Origin of the sequence: Methanosarcina sp. MSH10X1, from assembly GCF_004099695.1 — an archaeon.
GTDB lineage: Archaea > Halobacteriota > Methanosarcinia > Methanosarcinales > Methanosarcinaceae > Methanosarcina.
In genome coordinates, this window is record NZ_SCHL01000001.1 from 127,424 (window position 1) to 139,828 (window position 12,405).

General features: G+C 43.0%; 8 protein-coding genes. 5 read left to right on the top strand and 3 right to left on the bottom strand.

What is annotated here, in order from left to right; all coding sequences use genetic code 11:
• Positions 1–123: 123 nt before the first annotated feature.
• Positions 124–855, top strand: a complete 732-nt coding sequence (gene aqpZ / locus EQO05_RS00485; protein ID WP_128502731.1) for an aquaporin Z — start codon at positions 124–126, stop codon at positions 853–855.
• 214 nt (positions 856–1,069) lie between these two features.
• On the opposite strand, the gene EQO05_RS00490 is transcribed toward aqpZ, so the two are convergent.
• Positions 1,070–2,590: an aminoacyl-histidine dipeptidase gene (locus EQO05_RS00490; protein WP_128503120.1), complete on the bottom strand. Its 1,521-nt coding sequence runs from the start codon at positions 2,588–2,590 to the stop codon at positions 1,070–1,072.
• A gap of 433 nt (positions 2,591–3,023) precedes the next feature.
• Positions 3,024–4,283 (bottom strand): hypothetical protein, encoded by a 1,260-nt coding sequence (locus EQO05_RS00495; RefSeq protein ID WP_240664238.1) that lies wholly within the window; start codon positions 4,281–4,283, stop codon positions 3,024–3,026.
• Between the two features lie 495 nt (positions 4,284–4,778).
• On the opposite strand from EQO05_RS00495, the gene EQO05_RS00505 reads away from it, so the two are divergent.
• From EQO05_RS00505 to EQO05_RS00515, 3 genes are all read left to right on the top strand, one after another.
• The gene (locus EQO05_RS00505) at positions 4,779–5,873 is read left to right on the top strand and encodes a hypothetical protein (RefSeq protein WP_128502739.1); all 1,095 of its coding nucleotides are present in this window, start codon (positions 4,779–4,781) and stop codon (positions 5,871–5,873) included.
• 165 nt (positions 5,874–6,038) lie between these two features.
• Entirely contained in the window at positions 6,039–7,160 is a 1,122-nt protein-coding gene (locus EQO05_RS00510; protein WP_128502742.1) for a hypothetical protein, read from the top strand.
• Positions 7,161–8,981: 1,821 nt separating this feature from the next.
• Positions 8,982–9,602, top strand: a complete 621-nt coding sequence (locus EQO05_RS00515; protein ID WP_128502743.1) for a matrixin family metalloprotease — start codon at positions 8,982–8,984, stop codon at positions 9,600–9,602.
• Between the two features lie 814 nt (positions 9,603–10,416).
• Here the strand turns inward: EQO05_RS00515 and EQO05_RS00520 are convergent.
• Positions 10,417–10,683, bottom strand: coding sequence for a hypothetical protein (locus EQO05_RS00520; protein ID WP_128502746.1), 267 nt, complete (start codon positions 10,681–10,683; stop codon positions 10,417–10,419).
• A gap of 278 nt (positions 10,684–10,961) precedes the next feature.
• On the opposite strand from EQO05_RS00520, the gene EQO05_RS00525 reads away from it, so the two are divergent.
• On the top strand, positions 10,962–12,356 hold the full coding sequence (locus tag EQO05_RS00525; protein WP_205793656.1) for a sodium:alanine symporter family protein: 1,395 nt from the start codon (positions 10,962–10,964) through the stop codon (positions 12,354–12,356).
• Positions 12,357–12,405: the final 49 nt, after the last annotated feature.

A 12,405-nucleotide genomic window follows, 5' to 3' on the forward strand; every position in this document is an offset into this window, starting at 1 on the left:
TATAAACGTAGGGGATCAAATAGATTAAGATAAAACCTGAGCAGTGAGCCAGGGAATGGGGTTACAGATTCTGAAAATGAGCAGACAGTTACTGGCGTTCAGAATTAAAGAGAGGGGATTCTCATGGATTTAACTCGTCGATGTTTGGCAGAATTAATAGGCACCTTCTGGCTGGTTCTTGGCGGGTGCGGTAGTGCAGTTCTGGCGGCTGGTTTCCCCGAGATGGGCATAGGCTTTGCAGGCGTTTCCCTGGCATTCGGACTGACCGTCCTGACGATGGCTTTTGCTATTGGCCACATCTCAGGCGCCCACCTCAACCCAGCTGTCACAATCGGTCTTCTTGTAAGTGGCCGGTTCTCCGCAAAAGATGTCATCCCGTACATTATCTCACAGCTGGCTGGAGCGATCATTGCGGCTTTCGTGTTATGGCAGATCGCCAGCGGTCAGCCCGGCTTCAATCTGGTTGAAAGCGGTTTCGCAGCTAATGGATACGGGGAACACTCACCCGGCGGGTATTCACTATATGCAGCTCTTATTACAGAGCTTGTAATGACCTTCATGTTCCTCATCATAATTCTCGGTTCGACCGACTATCGGGCCCCAGCACACTTCGCGCCAATCGCAATTGGGCTGGGACTGACACTGATTCACCTGATCAGCATTCCGGTGACAAATACCTCAGTAAATCCTGCCCGCAGTACGTCCCAGGCATTGTTCGTCGGCGGCTGGGCAATTCAACAGCTCTGGCTGTTCTGGATAGCTCCAATTGTTGGAGCGATCCTTGCTGGCATAGTCTATAATTTTGTTGGACGTGAAACCGAGTTGAGGGTGAGAGAACAACTTAGAGATGAATGAAAGTTGCAGAAAAAAGATATGAAGTAAGGGTAACGGTAGGGTCGGCAGGACCAAACATTATATGCTATCCCTGGCTGACCCGCTCAATTATACCTCTGGCATCCCGGACCAGTTCTAAAGTTTGACCTGGCAAGAATCTTAAGCGGAAGCTTTATGCGTTTCCGCCCGAAAAAAACCTGAGGAAATGAATATTCCGCATAAAAAGAACTTTTAATCAGCGATAACTTCTTAGAAGGTTCTCCAGGAAGATCCAGACTTTCTCGATCGAAGGAATTAAGATCCTTTCCGAAGGACAGTGCGGATCTTTAATCGTCGGCCCGAAAGAAATCATCTCCATGCCCTCATGGACCGAACCGATTACGCCACACTCAAGCCCTGCATGAATCACTCTGATTTCGGGTTCTTTTCCAAAAGTTCCGGTGTAAACCTGCCTGCACTTCGTGAGCAGTTCGGATTCTAGATCGGGCTCCCATGCCGGGTATCCAGGCTCATGCTCAATCCAGGTGCCTGCGAGCTTTGCCACGGCTTCCAATTTTCCGGTTATTTCAGCCAATCTAGGATTGTTAGAACTGCGCTGGCTTGATACGATTATTATTTCATTTTCAGCTGTCCGTACCGTTGCAAGATTGTTTGATGTCTCGACAAGCCCCTGAATATTCTCCGACATCCTGTAAACCCCATGCGGCAACTGCAGGATCAGCTCAATCAGTTTTTCTTCGGTCTCCGCTGAAAATACCCGGATGCGGGACGCTTCTTTTTCAGGGATCCTATCCCCTGCAACTTCAAAGATTATTTCCCTGCCAATCTCCTCGAGGCTCAGGATAAGCCCGGGATCGGTCTTTGCATACTCAGCCTGAAAAGCCTTCCTCATACCTGATACGGCTTCCCCTGCCTGCTTAAGTTTTTCCCTGCGGAGTGCAATAAAGGCTTCGGCAGTACTGGGAATTGCATTATGGACACTGCCCCCGTTTATCAGGACAAGCCTTAAATTTTCCGCCCCCAGCCTGTCCCTGAGCCCGGCAAGTGCCAGGGAGAGCAGTTGTATCCCATTTGCACGCTGTTTATTGATCTCAACCCCCGAATGCCCGCCTTCCAGCCCTTCAACCGAGAGCCTGAAAAACCCGAATAAGCTTTCCTCTTTAAAATCAAGCAGCTCCCACTCAACAGGGAGTGTAATCATCGAATTCTGCCCGCCTGCGCATCCTATTACAAAAACGCCTTCATCCTCGGAGTCAAGGTTCAGAAGTACCTTTCCTTCAAAGAAACTGGGTTCAAGTCCCTTCGCTCCTGTCAACCCTGTTTCCTCATCTACCGTAAAAAGCAACTCAAGCGGCGGATGTCCGATTTCTCCGTTTTTTCCTGCTTCTGCCAGCACCAGCCCGATTGCAAGTGCAATCCCATTGTCCGCGCCTATGGAAGTCCCGTCTCCCCTCAGCCATTCTTCATCATAAACACATCTGATAGGGTCACTTGAAAAGTCGTGCATGCACTCCCTGGATTTTTCGCAGACCATATCCATATGCCCCTGCAGAATAAGCGTGGGAGAGTTCTCATATCCTGATGATGCAGGGATTTTGATAAGTACATTGTTCAGGGCATCGGCTTTTACCTCAAAGCCTCTTGACCTGCCCCACTCCTGCAGCCAGATGGAAATCTGTGCTTCCTGTTTTGAGCGCCTCGGGATCTTATTGATCTCTTCAAAGACTTCGAGAATCTGTTGAGTTTTCGGGTGCATAGGGATCAATTTTTATTTTCTTCCTGGGTTGTTTTTCAGAGGTAGTTAGGGGTAATTATTAGTTTAGTTTACTGCACCACATATTGTTATAATTTATTGAAAACAGTCATGCAGTCTGAAAAATTTAAGCGATATTAGAAATCCGTTTAACAGAAAGGCTAAAAATCTGTTGCAAATTAACGGAAGATGAGTCAGTAAATGTAAGTAAAAATATATAAATTCTGAGAAACATCGAAGAAATAGAATTTAAGAATAGGTTCTACCGGATAACCGGAATTAAAAAATTACATAAAATTGCCTGGATTAAAAACAGATTATCTCAAACACTTAAATCAAAAAATGGGCGTATAATAACGCCCTGTATCTCAGAACAAAACAGTTTTCCGTATTTTAAATTAAAAGGCACCTTACAAAATACCCTGAAAGAGATTATTCAGGGATGTGGCATCGCTGCTCCCCTTTTTGAAGACATTACGTTTTCTGTGCGCTCGGATAGCTGATTCTTAAACTGCTGGATATTTTTAGCCTGATCCCGCTGAGCCAGTTCGCGGCTTGCTTTTCTGGTTACTTCTTCACTTGGCACGCCAGCCCCGTTCATCTTCCACTGGAACTTATAGCTGGACCAGGTATCAGCCAGTTCACTGAGCCGCTTGTATTCCATGCCATCCGGCATGAGATCAAGCTGTTCATCAATTACCTTATTTACATACTCTTTATTCGGCTCGAAAACGACAAGAGGTTCGATAACATCAGCCTTTACGATATCCCTGATATCCCTGCCTTCATATTTTTCAATGAGGCGGGCACAGCCCTCAAAGTGTGAGATTTCCATTTTTGCGAAGTTTTCCCAGATGGCTTTTATCCTGGAATCGGTTTCGGTCTGTGCATTGGAGAAATAGATATACGCCTCATTGAGCTGCATGAGCGCAGCTTTTTCGAGCATTGTCTCACGCGGGTCGCCGAGCAGCCCGTACTGTGTCACATGTTCTTCTTCAACATCGGCAATCTCGGAGTAAACCTGCCTTGCAAGTTCATCCGAATACATGAAACCATGGGATTTATAGTAAAGCTCGGTCTGCTGTTCGCCTGCGACAATGGTAAGATAATTCATTTTGGTTTTAATGTCGGCGGTGTCTTTATCGTAGTGTTTGCGCATGGTGTCGTCAGGATGGCGGTGGTGACCAACTGTCGGCCTTCCTGGTTTTACCTCGGTCTTACCCTGAACAATAAACTCTGGGTCGCCATCTTCCATGTAATCATAAAGGCAGCTGTAGCGGTAAAGGTGGTCGAAGTCCTCAAGCAGAGCGAAGTCCAGGGTCTGCTTTACATAAGGATCAGACTCGTTTTTGGCAAGGTTTGCAGTAAGGTCGACAGCCACCTGTTCATAGCCAAGTGTGGTCTCTATAACAGTCTGGTTAGCCGGATTCAACCAGTTTATCGTCTGCTGCTGCATGGAATCCACACGCCTCATCGCTGCCATCTGGCGTTTAATCTCAGGATCGACAGTCATTCGCTCCATCTCGTGTGACATAAGGACTGAAGCATTCTCAATCCCATTCATCAGGATTATACGGGTACGGGTGTATGCATCGACCGACTTCTTATCATATGGAGGTTTGACGATCTCCTTCCAGTTCATAAATTGCTCTTCTATCGGAATACTGTCCATCTCAAAAGGTCTGAATTGTGCCATTACTGTTTCCCCCGAATTTTATCAGTTTTGCCCATTGTGCATTCCCATAATCGGGCATGATTCACCTGCCTGATACAGAATTCTACAAAGAGCGGGACATTCATTTTGCAAATAGTATCTTCTCAGCAGAGTACCCCAAATATCTGCAATACTTCTCGCCTTAAGCTTCAATGACCCCGGCTGCAGGCAAAGTAGCTGGTATCTAGCTGGCCATTTTTTAATTATATTAATAGAATATATCTATAAACCTCACCTATATAAAAATAAATCATATATTAAGTTTGAAATGAGTAGCTCAGTTTCAATATAAGAATAATAGTCGAAGCAATCGAAAGCTCTAAGATTAATAAAAATAATATAATAAATAAGGGATATAATAGTACTAATTTATTAATTCAAACTTATAATCGGGTTTGCAGTACTAATTTCCGGATCTGGTATCCAGACAGGAAAGGGAATCAGACAGGAAGATTTCTAAAAGGGGGGAGATATAGCGTGCCGGATACGTCGGATATGTTAATTTTCTGGGCCGTAGTTATGATGCGCTTCTTTGTACCGCTCGCTATTCCCAGATATCCTCTTCCAGCGGTAATAGCTGCTCTGATCCTTGATATGGTAGACCAGACGATTTTTCAGCTGTTCACGAGTTTGCCCCTTGAAGGCTACCAGAGCTATGATAAGGCTCTTGACAATTACTATCTGGCAATTACCTATCTTTCAACCATGCGGAACTGGTCAAATCTCTTCGCCTTTAAAATAAGCCGTTTCCTTTTCTATTACAGGTTAGTCGGTGCAGCCCTTTTCGAGCTAACGCACCTGCGAGAGCTGTTGTTTATCTTCCCGAACACTTTTGAATATTTCTTTATCTTCTATGAGGCAGTTCGCCTGAAATGGAATCCGATGGTGCTTACAAAAAGCAAACTGATCACTACCACGGCACTCATCTGGATCTTCATCAAACTGCCTCAGGAATACTGGATTCACATCGCTCAGCTGGACACGACCGACTGGATCCGGGAAAACCCCATGAACGCATTGATTCTTATCGGATGGGTTTTATTCCTTCTTGGCATGGCATGGTGGCTGCTGCGAGATCTCCCCCCCATGAGATCCGGGTTTTCAGTTGCAGCCGATCCTATCTCTGGAGCCCGGAAAGAAAGGCACGGACAGGGAATCGAAACCAATCTCCAGGTGGCGGATTCTTCGGAGCGTTTTTTCAATAATGCACTGTTTGAGAAGATAGTACTTGTTTCCCTGTTAAGCATAATCTTTGCCCAGATTCTTCCCGGAGTAAGGTCGACTAATCTTCAGCTGGCACTTGGTATGGCTATTCTCATAATAATAAATACGGCATTGAGCCACTGGCTTGCAAGGCGCGGAACTCACTGGAAGTCTATTATCCAGGAATTTGTGATAATGTCTCTGGTGAACCTCGGCATAATCCTTCTATTCGATTTCCTGCTGCCCAGATACGATGGTTCGATCAACCTTTTTAACACGCTCTTCTTCGTCCTCCTGCTGACCCTGAACGTAACGCTCTATGACAGGTATCGGACAGTGCATATCAGGAACCATAAAGGAAGCAATTGATTCCTGTGGATAATACTCTTTGAGAGAGCTCGTGAGAAATATAAATACTGGAGGATATAAGTTAATTAAGAGTATTTCAGGGTGCTTTGAAAGCAGTTTTTCAAGCAGGTTAGTGATGCGAAGATACCCGGCACTCAACCGGGACGTGAAGGGAGCGAACTCAGAATGCCGGAGACATCGGATCTGTTCATTTTCTGGGCTGTGGTCACGGCTCGATTTCTGATACCGCTTACCATTCCCGGTTACCCTCTTCCGGGCATTATACTTTCCTTAGTCCTTGATATGGTAGACCAGACTTTATTTCAAGAGTTCACAAACCTGCCCCTGGAAGGTTACCAGGACTATGATAAGGCTCTTGATATTTATTACCTGGCAATTACCTATCTCTCAACCCTGAGAAACTGGTCAAACTTCTTTGCCTTTGAAGCAGGCCGCTTCCTCTTTTACTTCAGGCTGATAGGCGTAGCCATTTTCGAGATAACACACCTGCGCCTGCTATTGCTTATTTTTCCCAATGTCTTCGAATACTTCTTCATTTTCTACGAGCTTGTCCGCCTGAAATGGGACCCGAAGGTGCTTACGAAAGAGAAATTGATTACTACTGTGGCTTTTATCTGGGTCTTTATTAAACTGCCGCAGGAATACTGGCTCCATATTGCCCGGATGGATACCACAGACTGGGTGAGAGCCAATCCTTCAAATGTAACAATCCTTATTGGCTGGGCTGCTCTTCTTATCTTCCTGGGCTGGTGGCTTTTGAGGGACCTGCCCCCCATGAGGCCCGGTTTAATTGTTGCAGCCAGTTACAGGCACTTTCCTTTTTATAGCCTGCGGGCGAAGAAAATAAGGGATAATTATACGAGCCTGAGGTTTTTTGACGATTTTCTCCACTACGAACTGTTCGAGAAGATTGTGCTTATTTCCCTGCTGAGCATAATCTTTGCACAGATCCTTCCCGAGGTCCGGGCAAGCAGCCTTCAGGTTGCAATCGGGATAACGGTTCTTATCATAATAAACACCGAGCTGAGCCAGTGGTTTGCCAGGCGAGGAACCCGCTGGAAATCAATAATCCGGGAATTCATAGTAATGGCTGCTGTAAACTTCGGGATAGTGCTCGCATATGATTTCCTGATAGCCAGGTTCGCGGGTTCGATCAGCCTTCCAGATACTTTATTCTTCATCCTGCTTCTTACCCTCAATGTCATTCTTTATGACAGGTACAGGCGGTGGCAGATCTGGAATCAGGCAGAGACAGTTGTTTTTGCAGGGCTGGGAGTGAAAAAATAAGAGATCCTGGAGCCAGGGGGCTTTTTAATATGGCTTTAATGTTTATACGGGACAAGATAGAAGCTTATATGAAACATATAAAATTAGCAGAATGAGTAAGATAAACTCAATTTCTTTATTTTTAAATATTGAATGGAAAAAATAGCGTAATAACCTGGAATTTTCCCTATAATAAGCTGTATATAAATATCCTAACCGATTCGATCTGGAAACTTTATAATTGATTTCTGAATAACTTCTTTTATTATGAGGAGTTTAATTTTTATAATTTCCAAAAATATCAGTCTTTACAGACTGTTCTCCTCTGCTTATTAGAATTCAGATCTGCATTATAAGTACACCTGTAACATAATTCAAATCTTCAAAGGCTGAAAAAGTAAAATTTTCCTGCGGAATAAGGCGCAGTATTGACAATTTTAAACAGATGAAAAAAATTAAATAGGATAAAGGGATTATATAAGCTTATGGAAACACAGTTCAGAAAAGATTTGATTTCAGCTCTTGGTTGGCTTGCTCTCTGGATTATCATCCGAACTTATGTAAACGCCTGTGCACCTTAACTTCGGGGCTCTGAAAAGTTTTTGAATTATCGAAGGCTGTATTAAAGAGGCTGTATTAAAGAATTTTTCGATCTGGTCTTATTATACTCGATACAACATTAAAAAGAATAATGAGTATAGGAAATAAATTCCTGCGAAGAGTTGATGTTGAAGTATTTTCTGCTGCTTGTTTACTGGAAAAATTGGATAGGAAAAATCGGGTAAAATAAATTGCAGCAGAGCGCCCTATTTAGAGAAGAGTAATGTTGGACTTGAAATTTTCTATGTCAATCAATTTTTTGCTTGAAAGCAATTTTTGATATAATTTATTTAATATAATTTATGCTATTACTATGTGCTAGAGTTGGGGAACAGGGCTGGGGTATCATCAAAAAGAATTTCCCGGGTTGCTGATCCTTCTTCGAATTACTTGCTTGGGGGAGCATAAGTTCGAAGATACTGTGTTGGGGGACACAGTAGATACAGCGCCTCCGGGATTCTTCTGTATTAGTTTACTGGACTTAATTAAAAAGCAAAAGCAAGAAAATATTCCAGGAAGCAAATTTCTCTTCTTTCTTTATATTTCCCATCAAATTACCTGATTATACTTTTGACTCCACATGCTGGCTCATTCATATTGAATCATGCATTTATCGAAGTTAGTGGACAGACTCTGGATCGTTGTTTCCATTATTCTATGTATTATGTGTCTGGAATAAGCTATCAGTAGATAAATCATTTAACGAGCAGATAAGATCTACAGATGGGATGTGCTCAGTCGTATCCTCGATATTTATATATGATGAAGTATATTAGAGTCCTGGGCATCTGGAAGGTCATTAAAGACTTGTTCTTAACTCTTTTTAATAACCACCCCATACCCCCCAACTCCCCAATATCCAGATGCCCAACCCCCAAATATCGTTGACAATTCTTTCTTCAGCCTGTTTTAAAGCCTGAATTCTGACTTATGCTCTCCCTAATTTTTAAAAAAAGAATTCACTGATTGGAAGTCACAATCATCTACGAACATTAAAAGTACTTGCTGTAAGGATTTTATGCTAGAAATTAATACTATTGTATTGATAGAGATTAATACTATTGTATTGATAGAAATTAATACTATTATATTGATAGAGATTAATACTATTGTATTGATAGAAATTAATACTATTGTAGAAGTTTTTAGAATCAATTAGCTAATAATATAAAAATATGGAGGCAGGTCTGTATTACCCAAACCGATAGGTCTGGAATAAGATTGCTCATTTCAATATTATTGATGGCACTTGTTTTACCCCTTGCTTCGGCGGCTTCCGAGCCTGATTATCCAAGAATTTTAGGCCATCCCTGGGATCATTCCCCTATCACCGTATACATAGATAATAAAACTGTGCCTCCTCATTATAGTCCTACCTATTACGCACAGGTACAGAAAGCTCTGAATTACTGGGAAGAAGGGGGAAACGGAAAGCTTGAGTACACTCCTGTTTTTAAACTTGTGGGTTCCGAAAAAGCTGATATAAGGATAAAATGGGTCGAAGACCTTCAGAAGGAACAGGGTGCTCCTGAAGGGGTTGCAGGCGTTGCAATTCCATTTGTTACCAACGGGCGATTTATTCGTGTAGATATAATGCTTGGAGTTGGGAATTATCAGTGGACGAAGTGGGTTCCCTATAGTGATAGTGCAATGCTGGCCATTTCAAAGCATGAATTGGGGCACGCCCTGGGATTGAATCACAGCAGTGACAAGCAAGACATCATGTATCCAAAAAACGAGCAGATAGATAACACAAATCCTGTCCTGAGTAAATACGGTTCCCTTTTACTTATAGTGGCTTATGCTACTCTTGCGATTATCGTTTTTCTCTCTGTTTACTGGCTACTTAGCAGGAAAAGGTGAAAAACAGACTCCCAGGGCAACATAATCCTTATATCGTTGCACTAATGTACTGCAAATACTTCAATGGCACCTGATTGACAGACATTTAAGAACTCATAGACCATTGTACACTACCGTACCCAGGATTCTGTCAGGTCTTCTATTACCTTTTTTCTCTGAATTAATAATTCATCAGCCAGGATTTTTTTAAATTATTCTCCACTGTAATATATTCAGATATCTACTTAATGTCATTACCGTAATGTCATTACCGGCAGCATTTTCTTTTACTACTATATTTAGGAAAGTTAGTCTATCAGATAATTGTTGTAAAGGTTGATTTTATGCAACAGAAGTATTTTGAGTAAAGGAATTGATACTGCGAGAATCAGAAGAAGAACTCTAAAGATCTCAAATAAGTTCAAAAGAATTAAGAAATTGTAATTAATAATTACTGAATAACACCTTCACGCGAATATGTAAATACTTTTGAAAACGAGCAGTAATTAGCATAAACCCCTTCAAATCTTTGAATATACACAATTTATGCAGGGCAGTGGAGATAAAAGTTATTCATGCTCTCAGGAAGAAGCTCGTATTTGCTTGTATGGTAACTAACTTCAATCAAATCGACAGCTGCCCAGTACTGCAATGTCATATATAAGTATGCAACCTGCAGAGAAAGAAAACTTCATAATTTTTCAAAAAATTATCCATAATGATACAGTGAAAATTTTCAGCTTTTTCCGGAATTAAAGAGAACTCAGAAGGGAAATAATTTAGAAAAGAAATTGGAAGGAAAAGAATTAGCTTTTGGGCAAGTTATAAACTGGAGTCAGGCAGTTTCAATCTCCATTTCGATGCCTCCCACCTGCTTTGCAATGACAGTATATATTGTACCTATAAGAAATCCGGCTATTGCTCCCGCAATTCCGTAGAAGACAACAAATAATACAATTACAAATATTCCCTCAGTAAGACCCGTCCCGTCCATAGTCGATACGAGAAGCAGAAACGGCGAGAATACAATAGCAAGAGTGAGATACATAAGACTCAGCACTTTTGCCAGAGACATGCTGTTTAAAGACGTAATTCGCATCATATTAAATCCCCCAGGATATCTAAAAGGCATATAAGTATAAAAATTTATTCTGTTAGACGATTGAAAGAAGTCTTTTTTTACTTATGAGAAGATTTTTCAATTTTTGATCTTGAGAAGATTTTCCGAATGTTTTCCCTGATACCCAGAGCCAGAGAATTGGGTTTTATGCTCCCGAGCTCTCAACGTGAACGTTTAAGATCTGCCCTGAACAAATATTGAGCGTAACTATTTTCTTCAAAAATTATCTCTTTGTCTTACGGAGGCTGGCTTCAACGGAACTGGCGGGTATTGACATACTTGGCATCCTTACAGAGATAGATCAGGCAATATGGGGGCTACCGCTTCTGGTCTTACTTGTAGGGACCGGGATCTTTCTGACCTGGAAACTAGGGCTGATCCAGATCTTCAGGCTGCCCCTTGCGCTCAGGTACGTGCTTAACTCGAGAAAAGCCGAAATTGGGGTACAGGGTGACGTTTCAAGTTTTGCGGCGCTTAGCACTGCGCTGTCCGCAACTGTAGGAACCGGGAATATAGTCGGGGTTGCAACTGCAATAAAAACGGGGGGTCCCGGCGCTCTCTTCTGGATGTTTCTTGCAGCTTTTTTCGGAATGGCAACCATGTATTCCGAATCCCTGCTTGCAGTAAAATACAGGACTGTTGATGCAAACGGGCAGATGTCAGGAGGGCCCATGTATTATATCAGGAACGGGCTGGAGGGAAAAAGGTACAGCCGCTTTCTGGCAGCCGCTTTTGCTTTCTTTGGGGTAAATGTAGCCCTTTTCGGGATAGGCACTTTTCCTCAGGTAAATGCCATTGTCGATTCAGCAAAGATTGCTTTTGATATTCCTGAAGTTCTGAGCGCGGGTGTAATAAGCCTGCTTGTAGCATTTGTTACGCTTGGCGGAATCCGGAGGATTGCAGCCGTGGCTCAGCTTCTTGTGCCTTTCATGGCAACAGGCTATGTGCTGGGCTGTCTGATAATTATTGGGTTAAACCTTGAGAAAATCCCGAAAACCCTTGCCCTGATAATAAATTCCGCATTTACTGGGACTGCTGCACGGGGCGGTTTCCTTGGGGCAGGGGTAATGCTTGCGGTCAGGATGGGAATTTCGCGGGGAATTTTTTCAAACGAGTCCGGCCTTGGGAGTGCCCCGATAGCTGCGGCGGCTGCAAAGGTAAAAGAACCTGCCAGGCAGGGGCTTATTTCCATGACAGGAACTTTTTTCGATACAATTGTTGTCTGCTTCATGACCGGAACCGTGTTGATAATAACGGATTCATGGACAGGTGACCTTGCGGGTGCCTATATGACAAGTTACGCCTTTTCCATCGTACTTGCAGAAGCCGGGAATTACATCGTAACAATCGGGCTAATCTTCTTTGCCTTTACAACTATCCTGGGATGGAATTACTATGGTGAGCGCTGTACGGAATTTCTCTTCGGGGTAAAAGGAATTCTCCCTTACAAGTTAGTCTATATTCTGATTATTGCTTCAGGCGCCTTTCTCACCCTCGATGTCATCTGGGTGCTTGCAGATATCGTAAACGGGCTCATGGCCATCCCGAACCTTATTGCCTTGCTGGCGCTGCGAAAAGTAATTGACGCCGAAACCAGGCAGTACTTTGAGAAACTGGAGGCTGAAACCTCAAATCCCATTGAGTCACCAAAATAACCAGTTGCAACACGAGTAATCACGAGATCATAAAGGACCCATGCGTTTG